The sequence below is a fragment of the Flavobacterium sp. UBA7663 genome, assembly GCF_002483315.1.
In the GTDB taxonomy this organism is placed as follows: domain Bacteria; phylum Bacteroidota; class Bacteroidia; order Flavobacteriales; family Flavobacteriaceae; genus Flavobacterium.
The window spans coordinates 132,208-153,711 of the sequence record NZ_DLHR01000024.1 but is presented as its reverse complement, the minus strand read 5'-3'; the positions used below and the strand labels follow the sequence as shown (position 1 = coordinate 153,711).

Annotated in this window: 24 protein-coding genes; 11 read left to right on the top strand and 13 right to left on the bottom strand. The window is 32.6% G+C overall.

What is annotated here, in order from left to right; translation table 11 throughout:
* Nucleotides 1-2 precede the first annotated feature (2 nt).
* The 5 genes from B2741_RS11255 to B2741_RS11235 all read right to left on the bottom strand — a co-directional run bounded on the left by B2741_RS11255 (nucleotide 3) and on the right by B2741_RS11235 (nucleotide 5,077).
* Nucleotides 3-1,223, bottom strand: coding sequence for a tetratricopeptide repeat-containing protein (locus B2741_RS11255; RefSeq protein ID WP_291138883.1), 1,221 nt, complete (start codon nucleotides 1,221-1,223; stop codon nucleotides 3-5).
* A 2-nt stretch (nucleotides 1,224-1,225) separates the two neighbouring features.
* Nucleotides 1,226-1,783: a toll/interleukin-1 receptor domain-containing protein gene (locus tag B2741_RS11250; RefSeq protein ID WP_291138881.1), complete on the bottom strand. Its 558-nt coding sequence runs from the start codon at nucleotides 1,781-1,783 to the stop codon at nucleotides 1,226-1,228.
* 170 nt (nucleotides 1,784-1,953) lie between these two features.
* Entirely contained in the window at nucleotides 1,954-3,663 is a 1,710-nt protein-coding gene (locus B2741_RS11245; protein ID WP_291138879.1) for a hypothetical protein, read from the bottom strand.
* A 6-nt stretch (nucleotides 3,664-3,669) separates the two neighbouring features.
* Nucleotides 3,670-4,152, bottom strand: coding sequence for a DUF5675 family protein (locus B2741_RS11240; RefSeq protein WP_291138877.1), 483 nt, complete (start codon nucleotides 4,150-4,152; stop codon nucleotides 3,670-3,672).
* A gap of 346 nt (nucleotides 4,153-4,498) precedes the next feature.
* Nucleotides 4,499-5,077: a cytochrome b/b6 domain-containing protein gene (locus tag B2741_RS11235; protein ID WP_291138875.1), complete on the bottom strand. Its 579-nt coding sequence runs from the start codon at nucleotides 5,075-5,077 to the stop codon at nucleotides 4,499-4,501.
* 210 nt (nucleotides 5,078-5,287) lie between these two features.
* Between B2741_RS11235 and B2741_RS11230 the strand changes: the two genes are divergently transcribed.
* The 3 genes from B2741_RS11230 to B2741_RS11220 are packed head-to-tail and all read left to right on the top strand — an operon-like array spanning nucleotide 5,288 to nucleotide 6,710.
* Complete coding sequence (locus tag B2741_RS11230; protein WP_291138873.1) at nucleotides 5,288-5,860, top strand: hypothetical protein; 573 nt, start codon at nucleotides 5,288-5,290, stop codon at nucleotides 5,858-5,860.
* Nucleotide 5,861: 1 nt separating this feature from the next.
* Nucleotides 5,862-6,263: a hypothetical protein gene (locus B2741_RS11225; RefSeq protein WP_291138872.1), complete on the top strand. Its 402-nt coding sequence runs from the start codon at nucleotides 5,862-5,864 to the stop codon at nucleotides 6,261-6,263.
* A 24-nt stretch (nucleotides 6,264-6,287) separates the two neighbouring features.
* Entirely contained in the window at nucleotides 6,288-6,710 is a 423-nt protein-coding gene (locus B2741_RS11220; RefSeq protein ID WP_291138870.1) for a hypothetical protein, read from the top strand.
* Between the two features lie 20 nt (nucleotides 6,711-6,730).
* Here the strand turns inward: B2741_RS11220 and B2741_RS11215 are convergent, their stop codons facing one another.
* Together B2741_RS11215 and B2741_RS11210 are read right to left on the bottom strand one after the other, a co-directional pair.
* Entirely contained in the window at nucleotides 6,731-8,128 is a 1,398-nt protein-coding gene (locus B2741_RS11215; RefSeq protein ID WP_291138869.1) for an FAD-binding oxidoreductase, read from the bottom strand.
* A gap of 184 nt (nucleotides 8,129-8,312) precedes the next feature.
* Nucleotides 8,313-9,224: an AEC family transporter gene (locus tag B2741_RS11210; protein ID WP_291138867.1), complete on the bottom strand. Its 912-nt coding sequence runs from the start codon at nucleotides 9,222-9,224 to the stop codon at nucleotides 8,313-8,315.
* Nucleotides 9,225-9,269: 45 nt separating this feature from the next.
* Here B2741_RS11210 and meaB point away from each other — a divergent pair, with 45 nt between their 5' ends.
* Nucleotides 9,270-10,406 (top strand): methylmalonyl Co-A mutase-associated GTPase MeaB, encoded by a 1,137-nt coding sequence (gene meaB, locus B2741_RS11205; RefSeq protein WP_291138865.1) that lies wholly within the window; start codon nucleotides 9,270-9,272, stop codon nucleotides 10,404-10,406.
* 49 nt (nucleotides 10,407-10,455) lie between these two features.
* On the opposite strand, the gene B2741_RS11200 is transcribed toward meaB, so the two are convergent.
* The 6 genes from B2741_RS11200 to B2741_RS11175 all read right to left on the bottom strand — a co-directional run bounded on the left by B2741_RS11200 (nucleotide 10,456) and on the right by B2741_RS11175 (nucleotide 16,503).
* Nucleotides 10,456-10,686 carry a hypothetical protein gene (locus B2741_RS11200; RefSeq protein ID WP_264550387.1) on the bottom strand — a complete coding sequence of 77 codons (231 nt, stop codon included), beginning with the start codon at nucleotides 10,684-10,686 and terminating at the stop codon, nucleotides 10,456-10,458.
* A 26-nt stretch (nucleotides 10,687-10,712) separates the two neighbouring features.
* Nucleotides 10,713-12,110 carry an MATE family efflux transporter gene (locus tag B2741_RS11195; RefSeq protein WP_291138863.1) on the bottom strand — a complete coding sequence of 466 codons (1,398 nt, stop codon included), beginning with the start codon at nucleotides 12,108-12,110 and terminating at the stop codon, nucleotides 10,713-10,715.
* 61 nt (nucleotides 12,111-12,171) lie between these two features.
* Nucleotides 12,172-12,681 (bottom strand): hypothetical protein, encoded by a 510-nt coding sequence (locus tag B2741_RS11190; RefSeq protein WP_291138861.1) that lies wholly within the window; start codon nucleotides 12,679-12,681, stop codon nucleotides 12,172-12,174.
* 27 nt (nucleotides 12,682-12,708) lie between these two features.
* Entirely contained in the window at nucleotides 12,709-13,410 is a 702-nt protein-coding gene (locus tag B2741_RS11185) for an ABC transporter ATP-binding protein (protein WP_264550385.1), read from the bottom strand.
* Between the two features lie 304 nt (nucleotides 13,411-13,714).
* Nucleotides 13,715-14,542 carry an O-methyltransferase gene (locus tag B2741_RS11180; protein ID WP_291138906.1) on the bottom strand — a complete coding sequence of 276 codons (828 nt, stop codon included), beginning with the start codon at nucleotides 14,540-14,542 and terminating at the stop codon, nucleotides 13,715-13,717.
* Between the two features lie 98 nt (nucleotides 14,543-14,640).
* Nucleotides 14,641-16,503 carry an ABC-F family ATP-binding cassette domain-containing protein gene (locus B2741_RS11175; RefSeq protein WP_291138858.1) on the bottom strand — a complete coding sequence of 621 codons (1,863 nt, stop codon included), beginning with the start codon at nucleotides 16,501-16,503 and terminating at the stop codon, nucleotides 14,641-14,643.
* 80 nt (nucleotides 16,504-16,583) lie between these two features.
* On the opposite strand from B2741_RS11175, the gene B2741_RS11170 reads away from it, so the two are divergent.
* The 7 genes from B2741_RS11170 (at nucleotide 16,584) to B2741_RS11140 (ending at nucleotide 21,479) form a co-directional block, all read left to right on the top strand.
* On the top strand, nucleotides 16,584-16,808 hold the full coding sequence (locus tag B2741_RS11170) for a hypothetical protein (RefSeq protein WP_264550382.1): 225 nt from the start codon (nucleotides 16,584-16,586) through the stop codon (nucleotides 16,806-16,808).
* Complete coding sequence (locus B2741_RS11165; protein ID WP_291138856.1) at nucleotides 16,798-17,079, top strand: type II toxin-antitoxin system RelE/ParE family toxin; 282 nt, start codon at nucleotides 16,798-16,800, stop codon at nucleotides 17,077-17,079. The genes B2741_RS11170 and B2741_RS11165 overlap by 11 nt, the downstream gene beginning before the upstream one ends.
* 3 nt (nucleotides 17,080-17,082) lie before the next feature.
* Nucleotides 17,083-18,201 (top strand): glycosyltransferase family 2 protein, encoded by a 1,119-nt coding sequence (locus B2741_RS11160; RefSeq protein WP_291138854.1) that lies wholly within the window; start codon nucleotides 17,083-17,085, stop codon nucleotides 18,199-18,201.
* A gap of 84 nt (nucleotides 18,202-18,285) precedes the next feature.
* Nucleotides 18,286-19,596 (top strand): dihydrolipoamide acetyltransferase family protein, encoded by a 1,311-nt coding sequence (locus B2741_RS11155; protein WP_291138852.1) that lies wholly within the window; start codon nucleotides 18,286-18,288, stop codon nucleotides 19,594-19,596.
* 81 nt (nucleotides 19,597-19,677) lie between these two features.
* Nucleotides 19,678-20,451: a 3'-5' exonuclease gene (locus B2741_RS11150; protein WP_264550378.1), complete on the top strand. Its 774-nt coding sequence runs from the start codon at nucleotides 19,678-19,680 to the stop codon at nucleotides 20,449-20,451.
* A gap of 69 nt (nucleotides 20,452-20,520) precedes the next feature.
* Nucleotides 20,521-21,132, top strand: coding sequence for a fumarylacetoacetate hydrolase family protein (locus B2741_RS11145; protein ID WP_291138848.1), 612 nt, complete (start codon nucleotides 20,521-20,523; stop codon nucleotides 21,130-21,132).
* 2 nt (nucleotides 21,133-21,134) lie between these two features.
* The gene (locus tag B2741_RS11140) at nucleotides 21,135-21,479 is read left to right on the top strand and encodes a histidine kinase (protein ID WP_133607835.1); all 345 of its coding nucleotides are present in this window, start codon (nucleotides 21,135-21,137) and stop codon (nucleotides 21,477-21,479) included.
* Nucleotides 21,480-21,504: the final 25 nt, after the last annotated feature.

Sequence of the window (21,504 nt, the reverse complement as noted above, 5' to 3'; positions counted from 1 at the left end):
GTTTATAGGTTTAATATTTGTTTTATTTGATTTTTACTTGACTTATATGTTTCTTTTTCCCAATCTAAAGCAACTTCATAGAATTTTTCTTCAATGTCTTTAACTTCACTTTTACGATTTAATATATAATAACAATTTGCTAAACTAGCATATATCCATTTTAAATCTATTCTATTTTCAAAATTATCATCAATTATTATTTCTTCTAAGTTTTTTACTATGTTTTCTCTTGTTTTTTGAGCTTCTATCTCACAGTAAATTTTTTCTTTAGCATCATCAATAATTGATGATTTCATATTTAAACAAAATGCATAATTCTCACCTGTATAATAGTTTTCGCTTATTTTCCAGCCTTTACCATAATTATCAATTGCTCTGTTGAGAAATTCAATATCCTTGTTGATTAAATAAAGTCTTTTGTAGATAGACCCTGTTATTCCTAATGTTTCTGGGTCATTTGAAGGTAATAAATCTTCAATAATATTTAATGCATCTGATAGTGACATCTGTTCAGAAGGTTCTTTCGATTTATAGCGGCATAATGCTTTTTGTTGTATAAAAAAAGTTTCACTTTCAATAATTTTACTTGCTTTATCCCAATATTTATATGCATTAATAAAATCATTTTCGGACATTAATTTTTTAGCATTTTCAACTATTGCGAATATATGTTTTTCTTTGTCTGCAAGTTCTGTAATGATTGCATTAAATTCTTCATCTGATAATTTTGGTGGTTGAATAGCACTAAAGTATTCATATAAAGGACTATCGGTATTCTGATTTTTAGAGACGACATTAATTAGGTCGCTTAAATCTTTAACACAACGTTTAGCTTCATCAGTTCCTATATCTTCTCCCAAATGAGAATATTTAAAAGTCCTGGTATGATCTAAATCAAAAGGTAATTTTCCTTCTTCTTCTTTTATTACAATTGTTGAAAAAGGTTTTACAGCATGTCTAATACCTAATTCATAAATAGCATTTGGATTATATGTTGAAATGTCAGCAATAACTAAATCTGATTGTATTAATAAAGCATACATACTTTTGTCTATTATACCACTATCTTGAATTTCATCTGCTCTAACGCATTCATATTCTGACAATAAAACTGCAGGTTGGATAATGTTTTTATAAGTCTTATCCAAGTCAAAAGTTTTTCCAGTAGAAGGGTCAGTTTTTTTTCCAAACCCCATTATTACGAAACATATTTTTTTCTTCATAGTTATTTCTGTTTTAACCAGTCCTGTAATTTGATTTTAGTTCCTTTGTATTCTACATAATAACTTCCACTAGTAAAATAATATTCTGAAGTGATAACAGGATATATTTGTAAATATTCACTTCCAGAAAAAATACTATCCTCATTATTCGTAATTGGCATAACTGCTATATTTTTTGGAAACTTGCTAGCATCTCCAAAACCTAATTCCCAATTACACCATTTTGAATTAATAGCATCTTCAGTAGCCAAAAGTATAAATTTATCATTTTCAATAATTTTATTTTTTATTCTTGTAGCAGTAGAGCCATCCGTAGTCTTTGGTATTTCGTAATCTTGCCAATCTACATATACAGAAACTCCCAGTTCATTTAAAAGGGTAATAACTTGCTTTATTATTTCAGTATCACTATGCTTGTGAGATAAAAAAATGGAGGTTTCATAGCTGAATTTTTTTCGACTATTAAGTGTGGTCTTTGCTTCATTAAGCAATCGTGTAGATTTAAAGTCATCATTAAATCCAATCGAAGTTAATAATTTTTTTGAAATTAATTTTTCCATTATTTTTATTATGATTGTGAAAACTTTCTGCTAAAGGTTTCGGTTTAGGTCTTGGCGAAGGTGGCGATTTTCACCACAAATGTAGATGCGAAGAACCAAAGTTTGATTAATCACAAATGTGTCTGCGGTGCATTGAACCGCCATTTTTTCCAAACCCGTGTTAGCGGTAGTTAATTTGTCTTTGGATATGCTCCTAGGGTAACTTGCACTCTTTGCTCTTGATAATAATTTGGGTTTGCTGCTGGTACTATTAATGTAATGTAAACTCTATCTCCTGGATTATAGTGACTTAATGCGTCTGTTAATGTCTGACCACTATATACTGGATAGGAGCCTATTTTTGTCATTAAAGTCCCAGCAGCAATATTATTCTGATGAAGTGCCCCACCTATTGTGATAGGACCAATAAAAGCACCATTAATATTTTGCATAGAAACATTATATCCATTATACATTGGAAGATTATTTTGGAATGAAATAGCGTCTATCATGCCTAAGGAAGCCCTAAAATTCACTTCTTCTGCAGCTGCCACAGGTTGAGTAACTGAATGCTGTATAGAAATTACTTTGGTTTGATTGTAATTTGCCGCCATACTTGTCATTTCAGAACTATTTAACACTCGTCTAAATGAAGTATTACCGCCACCCGAATTACTGCCCCATCTTACTCCATTTGCTATAAAACCAACATAATCATTTTTGCCCAAAGCGGCAACAGCTGCCTCAATGTTGGGCGTCAAATTTGGATTGTTGTTTTGTAATGATTCTGCATACTTTAAGTGCAAATTTTGTAATGCAGTATTACCTTCAGCTTTTGCCTTTTCGGCTGCGTTAATATGGTTTTGTATTGCTTCTTGTTGAGATAAAGTTGGGAAGAAAATGTTTTCAAATTGCTTTATCATTTGGTCGTCAGCATCATACATCTCTATGGATGTATTTGCAATACTGTTAGCATTATATTGTTGACTTACTTGCTGGTCAAATGATGTTTTCATTGATTTTTTACTACTGCCAAAACCTAAAAATGACCAACCACTTGATTTTTGGCTGACACTACTTTGATAAGCTTCGCTCAATACTTGATTAACGATGGAAGTAGCATCTATATGTGCACTAATAGTGCTACTTTTAGAATCTTTGAATTTATAACTGAATAATATTTGTCCATTACCACCAGCGATTACATTTTTAATGTATTCTGTCGGATTGTCAATAGTAATTTTACTAATAGTACCACCAGTTGTAATCCATGTTCCTGGAATACGTTTAGAATAAACAACTTCACTTCCAACTTCCACAATTATCTCTAATTCTGCTAATGATATTATTTGAGCTTTATATCGAGTATTATAGTCATTGATAAGATTTTGTTGTGGAGTCATAGCATTGATGTCATAATTATTCGCCATTGAAATGATTTGATTATATAATATGGGATTCGAATTTACAACAGGATTTATTAAAGGTAATCCTGCTGAATTTCTGGCGATAGGAGGAAAGAAAGCCTTAATTGTAGTATGTCCGTTTATTGCAGCATCAATAGCTGCCTTCTGGCTTTCATTTGGCAATGCTAAATCACGAGAAACTGGAATAATCATAGAACGAATATTTTCATCACTTTGATTAGTTTCATTACCCTGTTGGTCGATGAACTTGATTTTTGTTAAATCAAGTTTGAGTATAGGTAATATGTAAATTCTAGCAGTAGCACCACTTGCAGCGTTCTCATAAAAGCCATGAGCAGTATATGGATAATACTTGCCATTATTGTCAATGGCAATATAGTTTTCAACGTCAAATCGGTTAGAATTTGGAGTTACCTGTGAAAAGGCAGAGGTAGCAATGAAAGAAGCTAATAATAAAAAGTTAATTTTTTTCATATTTTTTTATTTAAATGTTACGATGATATTTTTATTTGGTGTACTATTAGGATTATTTGTCCCATAAAATGCTTCTTTTAATTTTGTATAGGCTGTTGAACTATTAAGTACGCTGCAATTATCAACTTTGGCATCTGTGCCTACTAAAATACATCCTTCAATTTGTGTTGTATAATTACCCATATGAATTTGTACACCAGTTCTATTGGGGACTTTTTCTAATTGAATTCTCCACCCATCAGTTTTGTCATATCTTAAAATTCCATTGTAAATCCCTTCTGGAATACAACTAATATTATTTGAATTGTCTTTCCAAGGTAACTCAAGAGTATAGCATATCACTTTTCCGTTTGCAATTAAGTAACCCATAGTGCAGTCGGCCGATGTTAATTTCCTTTCAACTGTTAATTCAAAAATTTCTTGTGAGTAACTAGTTATTGAAAGGAGTAGAGAAATCGTCATCGATAATAGAGCGCTTTTTATATTCATTTTATTCTTATTTTATGTGTTTGTCTTGTTGTTGTGTTTTTTTAATTACCGCTAACTTGTATATATCATCAAATACATACAAAACATTTACAATATAAAAATCCATTCCCAAACCCAATTACAGATTTTCTGTACATTTTCAATTATTTTTTCCAGTGTTTGCTGGTTTTTTGGTTTTTAAAAATGAAAAATGAGTTTAGTGAGATTCTTACCATACAATTTTAGGAAGAAAAATCCACAAAAAACCCCGTAAAAATACCTGATTTTCAAACCAGGTATTTTTACGGGGGTAATCAGGTATTTTTACGGGGGTGTGGCTTTAACATTTAGCGCTTGCCACTATAATTTACTCTTTTTTATTGCCACTAATTACTCTTGAAATCAATCCTTTTTGTGTGGTAAATTCAGCAAATAAAATACCTCCAAAATGCAATACAATAAATCCAAGCAAATAGTATAACGAAAGTACGTGTATTTCTTCCATCGGGTCTTTTAGATTTTTAGGACCAAATTCAATAAACAAACCGGTTACTAACGAAATCGCAGTACACACATAAAACACAAGATATACCCAATGTTGAAATTTGGTTTTCATGTCTAAACCCGCTTTAAAAGGTGAAGCAAATTTCATTTCACCAAAAAATGGTACTGCCAATCGAATGCAATACAATCCGGTTAACACATAACCAAAATAAATATGCCAATTCCACATGGGTTTTCTAATTTTTTTAGCCAACACAATAGCATCGTCTTGCGATAAAGCCGCATAACCATTATCCGCTAAAAACGCCTGAATTATTCCAGCCACATGATTTTTTTCCATCCAGGTCTTGCGTAAAAAAATAGTCAGCAACAACAAAAGAAAAGTAAAAGCAATCAACCAATGTAAAATACGGTAGACTTTAGAATAATTTCGGGTTTCCATGATCTAAGGTTTAATGTTACCCAAATGTAGGGAATAGTTTTTATAATTTTGAAACACATAGTAACATAGGTTAATTATTTTGCTATGTGAATTATGCTAAGTGAAACGCCTAAAAATAAAGACATAGTAAATCTTATGTGTCTATGTGTTTAATTTTATTTGTGTTTCATCAAAACTAACTATCTTTGACAAAATTAAAAAACTCAAAAAATGAAATCTAAAATTCTATTCTTCGTATTCTTCATTTTTCAAACTATCACTGTTTTAGCGCAAGACATGACGTCTTTAAAAACCGAAGCGCTTAAGTCGTATAAAGCAGGAGTAAATATGAATTTTGATGCAATTTTTGAAACTACTTATCCAAAAGTTTTTGATATTATTCCTCAAGAACAAATGAAAAAGATGTTCGGTCAAATGATGGAAAACGAACAATTTTCTATCAAATTAGTAGAAGTGGAACCTGGTTTTTCATTTGGTGAAATCAAGAAAATTGAAGGAAAAACGTTTTGTCTTATTGGACATAATAATGTGATGACCATGCAGTTTAAAGAGCCAATGGAAGATGCGGAATCTATGACGGATATTTTTAAATCGTCAATGAATGCTGAAAAAGTGACCTATGATAAAGCAACAAATACGTTTCGTATTGAAATGCGTTCAACCTTAATTGCTGTTGCTGACGAATTGACTAAAAAGCAATGGAAATTTTTGAATAAAGACAAGGACAATAAATTGTTTTCTATGATTTTTGATGAAAAAATTGTAAAAGCTTTAGACTTATAACATGAACGAAAATAGCATCACTTATACCGAATTTTTTAACCAAGTTAGAACCAGTATTGCCAATGGAACATTTGCGAAATTAACACTAGCTAAAACCGTTGGGAAACCAGAATTACAGAACATTTACGTAAAAACCATCGTAGAAGACAATATCTTAAAATTGTCAATGACGTATAAAATTTACACGACTGAAAAGCAAGAATTAGTAAAAATCTGCAAATTAGACGATTTAGAAGCAGAGTTAATTCCGCACATCAACAATCCGTTTTTATCCGCTTTGTTATTTACTACTGAAGCCGATATTACCCTAAAATTAAACAAAAAACGCGTGGCAAGGATTGATGAACAAGCGCCAACGTTTAAAAATGCAGATGCGAGTTTGGTAGATTTTTTAGGGAAGTAAGATAAAATATATAGTAATTATAGTATGAGAAAAATTTTCCTTTTAATTATAGCAATCTTAGGGTTTAATTGTCAATCTCAAGACATTAAAGGCAGTTGGAAGGTAATTTCATATGAGGATGAAATTGCTTATTATAATAAAATTACCGATTCAATTTCTTATAAGGATTCTTCACGTAAAAATGAAGCTGATAATTTTAAAAAAATGTCAGACCTATTAATTTTTCCAATAACCTACGTTTTTGATGACAAAGGTAACTTTACTATGAATTTTCCAATGATGGATAGTATAAAAGGTAAATATCAATTAGATAAATTTAATAATAAATTAATACTGATTGATGAAGAAAAAAAAGATGAGTTAAAATATTCATTTATAAATGAATTATTATTTATAGAGATGGAAATGGAAAATGGTTTTATAAAATTAGGCTTTAAAAGAAGCTAATTTCTATAAAATTATTAGAACTATTCCCCATCCGGAAAAATTTTCCCAGGATTCAATACATTATTTGGGTCAAAAATCGCTTTTATGCGTTCCATTAATTCCAAATGTACTTTTGAAAACGCAATGTCCATATAGTTTTTTTGAACTAAACCAATACCGTGCTCACCAGAAAGAGTTCCTTTTAAACCAACAGTCAATTCAAAAATTTCACGAATTCCTTTTGGAACTTCCGTTTTCCAATTGTCATCGGTCATGTTTCCTTTGATGATGTTTACGTGCAAATTACCATCGCCCGCATGCCCATAACAAACGGATTGAAAACCATATTTCGAACCTATTTCTTTGATGCCTTTTAATAGTTTTGGTAATTCATATCTTGGAACAACCGTATCTTCTTCTTTATAAATCGAATTCGCTTTTACTGCTTCCGCCACAGAACGACGCATTTTCCAAAGTGCATTTTTTTGTTCATCTGTATCGGCAAATAACACTTCGTCGATTTCAAATTGTTCTACGACTGTCAAAATTTGTTCGGCTTCTTGCATCAATATCTCAGGATAATTTCCATCCACTTCAATCAACAAATGCGCTTGAACGTTATCTTTGACTTCCACATTCAAACCATCGACAAATTTCAATGTCCAATCAATTGCATCGCGTTCCATAAACTCTATAGCGCTTGGTACAATTCCAGCTCTAAAAATAGCTGAAACCGCTTCGCATGCTTGCTCTGCTTTATAAAACGGAACCAAAAGCAGAACGTTATGTTTGTTTTGAGGTAATAATTTCAATACAATTTTTGTCACGATACCCAAGGTTCCTTCACTTCCTACCATCAATTGCGTAAGGTTGTAACCAGTCGAATTTTTCAACGTATTAGCGCCTGTCCAAATGATGTCTCCTGTTGGTAAAACAACTTCTAAATTCAGTACATAATCTTTGGTAACACCATATTTCAAAGCTCTTGCTCCACCAGAATTCTCGGCAATGTTTCCACCAATAAAACAACTTCCCATACTACTTGGATCTACGGGATAAAACAAGCCTTTTTCGGCAACAGCTTCACGTAAAACTTGCGTAATTACGCCAGGTTGAGTTGTAACTTGTAAATTTTGTTCATCAATTTCAATAATCTGATTCAATCGCTCCATTGAAATACCAATTCCACCATAAATAGATAAAGCACCACCACTCAAACCGGTACGAGCACCAATTGGCGTTGTCGGAATTTTATACGTATTCGAAACTTTTAAAATTTGCGCAACTTCTTCAGTATTTGACGGTTTCACAACAACATGAGGCGGAAAACTCAAATCTTCCGTTTCGTCATGTCCATAGGTTTTACGAGTAGCTTCATCAGTAAAAATATAAGCCGAACCTACAATGTTTTCAAGCGCAAGTATTATTTCAGGATTCATAGTGTAAAATTGATGTGTAAAGATAATAAATGTGTGTTGTTTTTAACACATAGTCACATAGGAAATTAAACATATAAGTCATATAAGTTGACTAAATTTTTACGATTTCGACTATGTTAACTATTTAAAGTGAAACGACTAACTAAACGCAAAGTAGCACTAATGTGTCTATGTGTTTATTTTTTTAAAAACTATTCAAAACCCAATACCAAAAGGCAATAGTAACTAAAGACAACGGTATTCCAATCCCAATCATCATGCTACTTAATTTCGGTTTTAATCCGTAGTTAGAGGCTAAAATAGCACCCGTTATCATTGGCGCCATGGCAGATTCCATAATAGAAACATCAATTTCTAAACCTTTTCCACCTAATACAATTTTGTATAGCAAAAAGAAAAAAGCTGGCATTAAAATCAATTTGAAAAGTAATCCTAAGGTTAAAAACGACCAATGTTTACTTCGTGTGTCAATTTTTAATTGCAATCCAACGGCTACCAAAGCGACTGGAGTTACCGTATTTCCAATTCTTAAAAAGGAGTTTTGCAACGCTTCTGGAAATTCTAAAGTGAATATGGTACAGAAAAGAGCAATCGTAAAAGCAATAAAAGGCGGAAATTTTACAATTTTCAATAAGATTTCAGAAGTACTTAGATTTCCTCTTGAAAAAGTCGCAGCAACTAAAATTCCTAGAGTCGTTACGACTACGAATGAACCCGGTTGGTCAACGATGATGGCGGTTTTCAATCCATCTGCACCATACAAAGCTTCGATAATGGGAAAGCCTACAAAGGAAGTATTGCTCAATCCACCAGTCAAAATCAAACAACCGATTAACTTTTTCGACCATTTAAAATACGTTCCCAAAGTATAGAAAAACACAAACGATAATCCGAAACCTAACCACGCAATTCCTAACGGATAAAATAAAGCGAGTGAAATCGTAATTTTCGGAATATAATATAACGCCAAAGCCGGAAGCGAAACGTAAATCACGTATTGATTCAAACTTTGATACGCATTTTTAGGAAATTGCGGCACTTTTTGAAGCGCAACGCCTAAAACTAAACACAAAAATAAAAGAATGATGTTTTCCATTTCCTAAAATCAAGAATACAAAGGTAATTAAACCTTGAGATTTCGATGTTTTATATTCCTACATTTTTTGTATTTTTACACAAAGCAAAATTCCTTTTGAAGACACCAAATAAAAAATCGGCACTTTCAGAAATTCACGGTGTGGAACAACCTGAAACCTTGAGTACGGTTGTAGCGACTCAAATTCAACAATTCCGAAGAAAACAACCTTCGGCAGAAGAATTGATTGCTGGAATTTTAAAAGGTGACAAAACGGCTTTGAGTCGTGCTATAACTTTAGTTGAGAGTACAAATCCTGAGCATTTAGCCAAAGCGAATGAAGTGATTAAAGGTTGTTTACCACATGCAAATCATTCGGTTCGAATTGGAATAACCGGTGTCCCAGGTGTTGGAAAAAGTACTTTTATTGAAGCTTTTGGAAAATATTTAACTTCCATCGGAAAGAAAGTTGCTGTTTTAGCGGTTGACCCAAGTTCGTCCATCAGTCACGGTAGTATTTTGGGCGATAAAACCCGTATGGAAGAATTGGTAAAAGATGAAAATGCTTATATCCGACCAAGTGCTTCGGGAGATACATTAGGTGGAGTTGCTAGAAAAACCCGTGAAACTATTATTTTGTGTGAAGCTTGTGGATTTGATACGATAATTATTGAAACCGTTGGAGTAGGGCAAAGTGAAACCGCCGTTCACAGTATGGTGGATTTCTTTTTGTTGTTGAAAATTTCAGGTGCTGGCGATGAATTACAAGGCATCAAACGTGGCATTATGGAAATGGCGGATACTATAGTAATCAATAAAGCCGATGGCGATAATATTGCGAAAGCCAAATTAGCCAAAACCGAATTCAACAGAGCGTTGCATTTATTTCCTGCAAAATCTTCGGGTTGGATTCCCAAAGTAACCACTTGTAGTGCTTATGAGAAAACGGGAATTGATGCGATTTGGGACATCATTTCAGAGTACTTCGAACTGGTAAAAGCAAATCATTATTTCGAAGAAAAACGTCAAAATCAAAACCAATTTTGGATGATGGAAACGATTAATGAACAACTGAAATCACACTTTTACAATCATCCGAATGTTATTCAACTCTTAGAGAAAAATAAAAAAGCCGTGCAAAATAATGAATTATCACCTTTTGCCGCAGCTATGAGTTTGTTGGAACAGTATTTTAAAAAATAATAGTAGAGACAAGTCATTGACCTGTCTCTACGGGAATAATAATCAAAGATTATTCCTGTTCGTAACGTTCAATTTCTCTATCGTAGAATTCTCCGGCAATGGTAATTAAATGTTCCATTTCCGATTCTAATTCTTTTTCGTCTTCTTCTTCAATGTCTTCTAAAAATTCTACTTCGTCATCTTTTAAATTGATAACAAATCTTGGATATTCTAAATGGATTACGAAAATATCTTCTGGAAAATCGGTATTATCTCCGATTACAAATTTTGGTAAGGTCATGTTTTTATGATTTTAATTTCTTCTTGTTATTGTAATTGAACTTGCTCTTGTGCTTGCACTTGAACCAGTTTTTTAGTCAAATAATTAAAGCGAATATACAAAAATATAGCGGCTGCTGTTAATCCAGCTAAAAGTCCAATCCAAACACCAACTGCTTTTAATTCAGTTTCTAATCCTAAATAAATGGAGATAGGAAATCCAATTACCCAATACGCAACAAACGTAATATACATTGGAATTTTAGCATCTTGTAATCCACGAAGCGCTCCTAAAACCACCACTTGCAAGCCATCAGAAATTTGAAAAACAGCTGCCACCAAAAGTAAATTGGCCGAAATAGCAATTACTTCTAGGTTTTCTGTTAGGTTTGTAACATCGTTAATATCTACAAAAATATAAGGTAAAGTGGTGTGTAAAGCCACAAATAGTAAAGCAAAAACAATTTCGATAACGATAGCTAATAAGAAAATGGATATCGCTACTTTTCGTAAGGTAACATAATCATTTAATCCTTTTTGGTTTCCAATACGAATCATTGCGGTAACGCTTAATCCCATGGCAAACATAAAGGTTAAAGAAGCTAAACTCAATGCAATTTGATTTGCTGCCTGACTTGTAGTTCCAATCATGCCACATAACCAAATGGCTCCAGTGAACAAAGCCACTTCAAAGAACATTTGCATGGCAGAAGGCATTCCAATTTTAATAATTTTTTGGTTGACTTCTTTTTTGATTTCTTTTAAGCTAAAACCTTTAAAATAAGGATGGAATTTTGGTTTTAGATTCATCATATAATGCATAAAACCCAACATCACAAAACGAGAAGCAATAGTTCCTACAGCTGCTCCCACGATGCCCCATTTTGGGAAAATCCAAATTCCGTAGATTAAAAAATAATTAATTACCACATTAGTTATATTTCCAATAATAGTTGCCCACATGGAATATTTAGTTTCACTCAAACCATCTGCAAATTGTTTGTACGCTTGGTACATAATTAACGGAATCAACGAAAAACCAACGATATCTAAATACGGTTTTGCCATTTCCACTACTGCTTCGGGTTGTCCCATGTAAGCAATTAATGGTTTCGAAAAGAAAATTAAGGTAAATAAAGCTACCCCTAAAATCGTACACAAATACAATCCGTGATGAAATGCAGAACGACCACCAGCTACATCATTTTTCCCATCTGATTCAGCTACTAATGGTGTAATGGCAGTTGAAAATCCAATTCCTAAAGACATGGCAATGAAAACAAAGCTGTTTCCTAAAGACACCGCAGCTAATTCGGTTGGACCTAATTTCCCGACCATGATATTATCCACAATTCCCACAACGGTATGGCCTAACATTCCTAAAATAATAGGGTAGGCAAGTTTTAAGTTATATGAAAATTCTTTAGAGTAGTCGGAAAAAGTCATTTTGGCAATTTTGAGCAAAGGTAGTTATTTTGAAAAAGATTTTTCAATAATAAAACATTACTTAATCAACTTGGTTACTAGAAATTTTCTCTTCAAGAAATAAGTAAATATCATTTGTATCATGAAAAGTAAATTGTTTACCCTTTGTAAATTTATTTGGATGAGAATTTTCTACATCCGACACAAAAATTGTTTTTAAAGTAAAAAGATTTTTTGAATTTGGTTTTTTAGTTTCAAAATAAGAAACTGAACCATATCCATTTCCAATTGTATCGTAAATTCTAAATGTTTTAATTTCAGAATATTTTAATTCCTTTCTGCTAAAGGGAACTTTTCTTATTATAGAATCACTAGTTAGTATTATTTTAGATTTTATACTAAAAAATATTACATAAGGTGTTAATAAAATAAAGGGTAAAGCAAAAAAAGATATTTTCCAATATCCATCTCTAATTAAGACATATGCAAAAATAGAAGCAACAACAGATATCGCAAGTCCAAGTATAAACCAAAAAAATGTAACAAATGATTTTGCGTTAACTGCAGGATATATTTTTTCTACATTATCCATTTAAGTAAATCGGGATTGAAAGTGAATTTACTTTTTAATATTTGGATTTATCGTATCGCTTTCAATAATTCCGTCACGTAAACGAATGATTCTGTGTGCATAAGCTGCAATATCTTCTTCGTGAGTTACTAGAATTACAGTGTTTCCGTTGGCGTGAATTTCGTTGAATAAATTCATGATTTCCACTGAAGTTTTACTGTCTAAGTTTCCGGTTGGTTCATCGGCTAAAATGATAGAAGGTTTGTTTACCAAAGCTCTCGCCACCGCTACACGCTGACGTTGACCACCCGAAAGTTGATTTGGTTTGTGATCCATTCTGTCGTTCAAGCCTACTTGTGTTAAAACTTCAGTAGCGCGCTCCACACGTTCTGATTTGGAATGACCGGCATAAACCATTGGTAAAGCCACATTATCCAAAGCCGTTGTTCGTGGCATTAAGTTGAACGTTTGAAAAACGAATCCAATTTCTTTATTACGAATTCCTGCCAATTCATCGTCTTGCATTTCACTAACGTGTTTTCCGTTCAAAATGTATGTTCCAGAAGTTGGTGTGTCTAAACAACCTAAAATGTTCATCAAAGTTGATTTTCCAGAACCTGAAGGTCCCATTAAAGCTACATATTCACCTTTATTGATTTCCAAATCGATGCCTTTTAATACATACACGATTTCGTTTCCTAAAGGAAAATCTCTTTTGATATTGGTTATTTTGATTAACGGATTTGCCATAATGAAATTAGAATTTAGCCTCTCGACTTCGCTCGAGATGACAATATTATTGATGTAATACTCTAATAAGTAGAAAAAGAAAGGAATTTGTTACATAAATAAAGCAAAACAATGATTTAATTTATCATTAAATACAACCATTGACCAAATTTATATCCTGATTTAAACAAATAAATTGTTCCCAATACAATAATAAAAGGGAGTATAAATTTGAAATATTTTGATTTAAAAAAAGAAAGATTTTCCATAATAACCAATTTATAGCTGTTTGATTATTAGTGCGAAAATATAAATTTTGTTACAACTAAAAACGAATTCTTTCAAACAAATGCGAACTAATCGTTTTATTCGGATTGATGATAAAATGTTCTTTTTCTTGTTCGGCTCTAAAAAAGACAATTCCCCATTGAAACGTATCAATTGTAACCGAAACCTTTGGATGATTTTTTATGATTTCCCAAGCTTCTTCCATATCGGCTGACCAATGAATATCATCAAAAATCCAAACAGAATCATTTAAAATGGTTGGAAGCAACACTTCAAAATAATCTAAAGTAGCTTTTTTGGAATGATTGCCATCGAAATAGATTAGGTGATGGGTGATGGGTGATGGGTGAATGACTTTGAAATAGCTTGAAAATTCTGTATTGACAAATTCAACGTTTTGAAAATTTGAATTTTGCCCTTGTAATTGAATTTGAGCTTGCTTTTGCGTATTCGGACAACCTTCTAGAGTGATGATTTTTGCTTTTTCAGTTCCTAATGAAAGGGCAGAAGTAGCTAATCCTAATGATGTACCAATTTCTAAAACGTTTTTTGGTTGAAAATAACGAACAATTCTAAAAAGTAATTCAGCATTTTTTGGCGTAATCCCAGCGGTTTGTGCAATTTTTGAAATTTCTCTAACATTCGATTTAAAAACTCGCGAACCTGCACCAAAATCCGTTACTTCAATCGTGTTTTTATTTTCTAAAAGCGATTTTCTATACGATTTTAATACTTCGTATTCTTGATATTTTGTTGCATCATAAAAACATTTCGTAACCAAATCAAATACAAATGGCGAATGCACTCCATGTTCGTTTTTGGAGTGGAAAAGGAATTTTATGTAAGATTTTATTTGTTGTAGCACTAAGTTTCTCAAAGTTTGGCGCAAAGTAACACAAAGAATTTATAAGAAAAAAAACTTAGTGAAACTTTGTGTAAAACGTGGTGTTACATTGTGAAACTTTATTCCATTTTAGAACTCAATTCAAACCAACGTTCTTCTTTATCTTCTAAAGACTGAATGATTTTTTGTAATTCGTTGGCTTTTGCTTCAATCTTATCATCCGAAACTTTTCCGTCAGCGAATTCTTGTTCGATTTGTTTTTTGTTATATTCTAAATCTTTGATTTCGCGTTCTAATTTATTGAATTCCTTTTGTTCATTGAAGTTCAAACCAGCTGAAGCAGTATTTTTTTCTTTCCAACTTACTTTTTCAGTACTAACCGAATTTAAATTTTTTGGTTCAGCCGAATCTTCATAACTTCTAAAATCAGAATAATTTCCTGGGAAATCTTCAATTTCACCTTCGCCTCTGAAAACAAATAAGTGATCCACAATTTTATCCATAAAATAACGGTCGTGACTCACCACTAATAAACATCCAGGAAAATCTAAAAGGAAACTTTCCAATACATTTAAAGTTACAATATCTAAGTCATTCGTAGGTTCATCCAAAATCAAGAAATTCGGATTTTGAATCAAAACCGTACATAAATACAAACGTTTCAATTCGCCACCGCTTAATTTTTCTACAAAATCGTATTGTTTTTTGGCATCAAATAAAAAGCGTTCCAATAATTGCGAAGCCGAAATAATTTTTCCTTTCGTCAACGGAATGTATTCGCCATATTCTTTGATGATATCAATAACTTTTTGACCTGGTTTTGGGTTGATACCACTTTGTGTGTAATAGCCAATTTTAATCGTATCGCCAATAATTACTTTACCAGAATCCGGTTGAATTGTTTGGGTTAAAATATTTAAGAAAGTCGATTTTCCAGTTCCATTTTTGCCAATAATTCCTATGCGTTCACCACGTTGAAACGAATAGCTAAAATCCTTTAAAATGGTTCTATCAGGGAAATTTTTGTTCAATTTTACCATTTCGATAATCTTGCTTCCCATGCGCTCCATGTTGATTTCGAGCTCTACTACATTTTCTTTTCTACGACTTTCAGCCTTTTCTTTAATTACGTAAAAGTCATCTTGACGTGATTTCGATTTGGTAGTTCTAGCTTTTGGTTGACGACGCATCCAAGCTAATTCTTTTACGAATAAGTTTTGTGCTTTGTCGATACTCGCATTTTCAGAAGCCAAACGTTCTTCTTTTTTCTCCAAATAATACGAATAATTGCCTTTGTATTGGTATATTTTTCCGTTATCTAATTCAATGATTTCATTACAAACACGTTCCAAAAAGAAACGGTCGTGCGTTACCATAAATAGCGTGATATTTTCTTTTGCAAAATAATCTTCTAACCATTCAATCATCTCTAAATCCAAGTGATTGGTTGGCTCGTCTAAAATTAATAAATCAGGTTTACTAATTAAAATAATGGCTAACGACAAACGCTTTTTTTGTCCACCCGACATGTTTTTGACTTTCATTTTCAAGTCTTCCAACTTCAGTTTGTACAAAATTTGCTTGAATTGCGTTTCAAAATCCCAAGCATTATGTCGGTCCATATCATCAAAAGCTCTTTGATACGCTTCTTCATCATTCGGATTTTCTAAGGCCTTTTCGTAGCGTTCAATTACTTTCAAAATTTCATTATCCGAAGCAAAAATATTTTCCTCAATAGTTAATTCGTCTTGCAAATTATTGTTTTGCGACAAAAACGCCATGTTGATTTCTTTTCGAATCACCACTTGACCAGTATCAGGTTCGTCCAAACCATTAATCATGTTCATAATGGTGGTTTTTCCCGAACCGTTTTTAGCGATAAAAGCTATTTTTTGATCTTTATTAATTCCAAACGAAACGTCTTTAAAAAGAATACGTTCGCCATAAGATTTGGAGATGTTTTCGACTGATAAGTAATTCATAATATAATTTAGAAATGCAAAAATAGTTTATTGTATCTAAAGATTATAGATTATTTCCTAACTTTGTGAAAATGCATTTTATGACTTCCAAAAAGAAAAATAAAATAGAAGAACCAGCAGAAGCTTACGAAGTAACTCCTAAAAGTGAAGTTATTGCGAGTAATGATGCTTGGGAGCAATTGCCAGAACATGTACAAAAAGCAATTGAGCTGGGTATTGAACAAGCAGACAAAGGTCTTGTTTTTACTCATGAAGAAGTTATGTCTAATTTGAAAAAGAAATATCCTTTTTTGAATGGAATATAAGGTTGTTTGGGTTCCTTTAGCTGTTGAAACTTACATGGAAGAAATTGATTTTATTTTTTTAAAATGGAATCAAAAAGAAGTTGATGATTTTGTCATATTAGTTGATGAAAATTTAAAAAGATTATCGATTAATCCTTTAATTGGTCAAATTCATAAAAATGTTTACAAAACAGTTATATCCAAACAAACATCATTGTTTTATAAGATTATTGAGAAAGATAAAAAGGTCGAATTAGTGTATTTTTGGAACAACAAAAAAGATTTTCAATAAATCATGCAACTATCCGTAATCATTCTCAACTACAACGTCCGCTACTTTTTAGAGCAATGTGTTCTCAGTGTTCAAAAAGCATTGGAAGGCATTGATGGAGAAATTATTGTCATTGATAACGCTTCGTCTGATGACAGTTGTGAGATGATGAAAACCAAATTTCCGCACATCAAACTCATTGAAAATAAAGATAATTTAGGTTTTCCAAAAGGAAATAACATCGGAGTTGCTCAAGCCAAAGGCGAATACGTTTGCATCTTAAATCCCGATACTGTTGTTGCAGAAGATACTTTTTCAAAAATACTGAACACTAAAAACAGGCAACTGAACACTGGAATTATCGGTTGTAAATTAATTGACGGTGCAGGAAATTTCCTTCCCGAAAGCAAACGTGGTGTTCCAACGCCTTGGGTGGCTTTTACAAAGATTTTTGGATTGTATAAAATCTCGAATTATTTTGGGAAATATTACGCGCAACATTTATCGGAAAATGAATCAGGAAAAGTTGATATTTTAGTTGGTGCTTTTATGGTAATGAAGCGTGAATTGTATCTCGAAGTTGGTGGGTTTGATGAGGATTGCTTTATGTATTCGGATGATATCGATTTGAGTTATTTGGTTTTGAAAACAGGTAAATCGAATTATTATTTTCACGAAACTTCGGTGATTCATTATAAAGGAGAAAGTACAGTTCGAGATGGTACGTATATGAAACGTTTCCGTGAAGCGATGCAATTTTTCTATAAAAAGCACTTTAAGAAATCATGGTTTTTTGATGTAATGATGCAAGTGGGAAGTTTTGTTTTTAGTCTTTTGAAGAAGAATCAACAGAAGAATGAAGTTCGGATTCTTGATGAATATGTCGTTTTTTCAAGAGAAAATTTAGAGTTGAACCTACCAAAAAAAGCAACTTATTTATCTGATTTTAATCAATTTGAGAACCAATCGAATAAAAACATTGAAATAATATTTGATACGACTACTTTTGGTTTTGCTGAAATTATTACTTTTATGCAGTTAAATAAGAGTAAAAATCTAAGTTTTAAGAATTATATTTTGAGTTCGAATTACTTAATAGGAAGTAATAATTCGAACGATAGAGGACAAATAATTTTGTTGTAAAAAATTATTGAATTGTTTAAAAAACGAATGAAAAATTAGTATTTTTGCAAACCAAATACAAAAACACAACTTTAGTTTAAAGATATGGCAAAGTTTGAATTGAAATTACCTAAAATGGGTGAAAGTGTTGCAGAAGCAACAGTTACTAACTGGTTAAAAAAAGTTGGTGATAAAATTGAAATGGACGAAGCAGTACTTGAAATCGCTACTGATAAAGTAGATAGCGAAGTGCCTTCAGAAGTTGCAGGAACACTTGTTGAAATTTTATTTAATACCGATGATGTAGTTCAAGTAGGACAAACTATCGCTATTATCGAAACGGAAGGTGGTGCTGTTGCAGCAACTCCAGAAGTTAAAGCAGAAGCGCCAGTTGCAGTTACAGAAGTAGCTAAAGCTGTAGAAGTAGCTAAAGAAACTGTTGCTCCAGCTGATTTTTCGGCATCGGAAAAATTCTTTTCGCCTTTGGTTAAAAATATTGCTAAAGAAGAGGGAATATCTTTAGCAGAATTAGAATCTATTGCGGGTTCTGGTAAAGATGGCCGTGTAAATAAAGAAGATTTATTAAATTATATCAAAAATAGAGGAAGTCAGCCTGTTGCTCAACCAGTAGCAAATGCTCCTAAAGCAGAAGCTCCAGCTGTAATTTCTCAACCTGTAGCACAAGCTGTTCCAGTTTCTGTAAACGGTGGTGACGAGATTGTAGAAATGGACAGAATGCGTAAGTTGATTTCGGGTTACATGGTAGCTTCGGTGCAAACTTCAGCTCACGTACAATCATTCATTGAAGTAGATGTGACAAACATCGTAAAATGGAGAGATAAAGTGAAAGCTGCTTTTGAAAAGAGAGAAGGTGAGAAGTTAACTTTCACACCAATTTTCATGGAAGCAGTAGCAAAAGCATTGAAAGATTTCCCAGGTATGAATATTTCGGTTGATGGTGAGTTTATCATTAAACGTAAAAATATCAACTTAGGAATGGCAGCTGCTTTACCAAATGGAAACTTAATTGTTCCTGTAATTAAAAACGCTGACCAATTAAACTTAGTTGGAATGGCAAAAGCAGTAAATGATTTAGGAAACCGTGCAAAAGCAGGGAAATTAAAACCAGACGATACGCAAGGCGGAACATATACCGTTACGAATGTAGGAACTTTTGGTTCTGTTTTTGGAACACCAATTATCAATCAACCACAAGTAGGTATTTTAGCTTTAGGTGCTATCAGAAAAGTGCCAGCGGTTATTGAAACTCCAGAAGGTGATTTCATCGGAATCCGTCAAAAAATGTTCTTATCACACTCTTATGACCACAGAGTAGTTGATGGAGCGTTAGGAGGAAGTTTTGTAAAACGCGTTGCGGATTACTTAGAAGCTTTTGATGTGAATAGAGATTTTTAAGTTTAAAATAAATTTATAAGTAAACCCGATAGTTTTTAAAAGCTGTCGGGTTTTTCTATCTTTGTCACATATAAAATCGCTATGGAATTAAAATTAACACGCCCTATCTGCTTTTTCGACCTTGAAACCACTGGAATTGATGTTGCTAGAGACCGAATTGTAGAAATCTCAATATTTAAAGTATATCCAAACGGAAATAAAGAAAGTAAAACTTGGTTGGTAAATCCGACGATTCCAATTCCGCCACAAACCACTGCTGTGCACGGAATTACCGATGAAAAAGTAGCTAATGAACCAACATTCAAAGAGTTAGCTACGCAAGTTCATAACATGATTAAAGATTCTGATTTGGCTGGATTTAATTCGGACCGATTTGATATACCGCTTTTAGCCGAAGAATTATTGCGTGCTGAAGTTGATTTTGATATGAAAAACCGAGTTTCTGTCGATGTACAAACAATTTTCCATAAGATGGAAGAACGTACTTTAAGTGCAGCATACAAATTCTATTGCGGACAAAGTTTAGAAAACGCACACAGTGCCGAAGCGGATACGATGGCAACCTACGAAATATTAAAATCGCAATTAGATCGCTATGAGAATTTAGAAAATGATATGAAATCATTATCTGAATTTACAACTCGTAAAAAATCAGTCGACTTCGCTGGATTTATTGCTTTGAATAATGAAGGAAAAGAAATTTTTACTTTCGGAAAACACAAAGGTGCTTTGGTAGATGATGTTTTTGATAAAGAACCTGGTTATTTTGGATGGATTCAAAACGCTGATTTTCCGTTATATACTAAAAAAGTTTTGACGGCTATTAAATTGAGAAAGTTAAACACAAAAAGCTAGAAGTTTGAAGCTAGAAGCTGGGAGAAGTTTGCTTCCATCTTCCGACTTCCATCTTCCAACATGAATAATATGAAAATAATCTGTATAGGACGTAATTACGCCGACCATATTTCGGAACTTAATAATGAAAGACCAACAGAACCTGTTATCTTTATGAAGCCAGATTCTGCAATTTTACCAAATAAGAATCCATTTGTGATTCCGGCTTTCAGTAATGATATTCATCATGAAGTGGAAATTTTGGTTAAGATTTGTAAAGTTGGGAAACATATCGACGCTAAATTTGCTCATAAATATTATGAAGAAATCGGTTTAGGAATCGATTTTACGGCTCGAGATGTGCAAAGTAGACTGAAAGAGAAGGGGTTGCCTTGGGAAAAAGCAAAGGCATTTGACCATTCAGCGGTAATTGGAAGCTTTACATCGAAAAAAAATTATTCTTCGTTAGAAAATATTAACTTTGAATTACAATCAAATGGAACCACCGTTCAAGAAGGTAACACGAGTTTGATGTTGTGGAAAATAGATGAGTTAATTGCTTATGTTTCACAATATTTTACCTTAAAAATTGGAGATATTATTTTTACAGGTACTCCAAAAGGTGTTGCAAAAGTTACCGAAGGTGATGTTTTGGAAGGTTTTATTGAAGGAAAATCGATGTTTAAAATTCAAATCAGATAGTTATGGCATTACAATACAATTTAGCGAAGGTTTATGAAATTTCTGAAAATGATATTGAATTTGCATTGCAAATCGTAACCTTGTTTTTTGAAGAGGTTCCAGCAGAAATAAAATCCATCAAAGTAGCAATTGAAGAAAAAGACTACACCAGAACCTATGCTTCTTGCCATAAAATAAAACCCACTTTAGATTTACTTGGAATGGACTTAGCCTATGAAGAGAACATTCAAATCATGACTTGGGCAAAAGCAGAAGGTAAAAGAAAAGAAATTAAAGAAGTATTCAAATCGTTAAAAAGTAGAATTGATTTAGCAGTAAAAGAAATTAAAAAAGATTTCAAACTGTAATATTCTGTTTTTTATTTCCCCAAAA

What these genes read in the sequence shown, in the direction of transcription:
- B2741_RS11255 (WP_291138883.1), bottom strand. Translation starts at nt 1,223, where the DNA reads ATGAAGAAAAAAATATGTTTCGTAATAATGGGGTTTGGAAAAAAAACT.
- B2741_RS11250 (WP_291138881.1), bottom strand. Translation starts at nt 1,783, where the DNA reads ATGGAAAAATTAATTTCAAAAAAATTATTAACTTCGATTGGATTTAAT.
- B2741_RS11245 (WP_291138879.1), bottom strand. Translation starts at nt 3,663, where the DNA reads ATGAAAAAAATTAACTTTTTATTATTAGCTTCTTTCATTGCTACCTCT.
- B2741_RS11240 (WP_291138877.1), bottom strand. Translation starts at nt 4,152, where the DNA reads ATGAATATAAAAAGCGCTCTATTATCGATGACGATTTCTCTACTCCTT.
- B2741_RS11235 (WP_291138875.1), bottom strand. Translation starts at nt 5,077, where the DNA reads ATGGAAACCCGAAATTATTCTAAAGTCTACCGTATTTTACATTGGTTG.
- B2741_RS11230 (WP_291138873.1), top strand. Translation starts at nt 5,288, where the DNA reads ATGAAATCTAAAATTCTATTCTTCGTATTCTTCATTTTTCAAACTATC.
- B2741_RS11225 (WP_291138872.1), top strand. Translation starts at nt 5,862, where the DNA reads ATGAACGAAAATAGCATCACTTATACCGAATTTTTTAACCAAGTTAGA.
- B2741_RS11220 (WP_291138870.1), top strand. Translation starts at nt 6,288, where the DNA reads ATGAGAAAAATTTTCCTTTTAATTATAGCAATCTTAGGGTTTAATTGT.
- B2741_RS11215 (WP_291138869.1), bottom strand. Translation starts at nt 8,128, where the DNA reads ATGAATCCTGAAATAATACTTGCGCTTGAAAACATTGTAGGTTCGGCT.
- B2741_RS11210 (WP_291138867.1), bottom strand. Translation starts at nt 9,224, where the DNA reads ATGGAAAACATCATTCTTTTATTTTTGTGTTTAGTTTTAGGCGTTGCG.
- meaB (WP_291138865.1), top strand. Translation starts at nt 9,270, where the DNA reads ATGTTTTATATTCCTACATTTTTTGTATTTTTACACAAAGCAAAATTC.
- B2741_RS11200 (WP_264550387.1), bottom strand. Translation starts at nt 10,686, where the DNA reads ATGACCTTACCAAAATTTGTAATCGGAGATAATACCGATTTTCCAGAA.
- B2741_RS11195 (WP_291138863.1), bottom strand. Translation starts at nt 12,110, where the DNA reads ATGACTTTTTCCGACTACTCTAAAGAATTTTCATATAACTTAAAACTT.
- B2741_RS11190 (WP_291138861.1), bottom strand. Translation starts at nt 12,681, where the DNA reads ATGGATAATGTAGAAAAAATATATCCTGCAGTTAACGCAAAATCATTT.
- B2741_RS11185 (WP_264550385.1), bottom strand. Translation starts at nt 13,410, where the DNA reads ATGGCAAATCCGTTAATCAAAATAACCAATATCAAAAGAGATTTTCCT.
- B2741_RS11175 (WP_291138858.1), bottom strand. Translation starts at nt 16,503, where the DNA reads ATGAATTACTTATCAGTCGAAAACATCTCCAAATCTTATGGCGAACGT.
- B2741_RS11170 (WP_264550382.1), top strand. Translation starts at nt 16,584, where the DNA reads ATGACTTCCAAAAAGAAAAATAAAATAGAAGAACCAGCAGAAGCTTAC.
- B2741_RS11165 (WP_291138856.1), top strand. Translation starts at nt 16,798, where the DNA reads ATGGAATATAAGGTTGTTTGGGTTCCTTTAGCTGTTGAAACTTACATG.
- B2741_RS11160 (WP_291138854.1), top strand. Translation starts at nt 17,083, where the DNA reads ATGCAACTATCCGTAATCATTCTCAACTACAACGTCCGCTACTTTTTA.
- B2741_RS11155 (WP_291138852.1), top strand. Translation starts at nt 18,286, where the DNA reads ATGGCAAAGTTTGAATTGAAATTACCTAAAATGGGTGAAAGTGTTGCA.
- B2741_RS11150 (WP_264550378.1), top strand. Translation starts at nt 19,678, where the DNA reads ATGGAATTAAAATTAACACGCCCTATCTGCTTTTTCGACCTTGAAACC.
- B2741_RS11145 (WP_291138848.1), top strand. Translation starts at nt 20,521, where the DNA reads ATGAAAATAATCTGTATAGGACGTAATTACGCCGACCATATTTCGGAA.
- B2741_RS11140 (WP_133607835.1), top strand. Translation starts at nt 21,135, where the DNA reads ATGGCATTACAATACAATTTAGCGAAGGTTTATGAAATTTCTGAAAAT.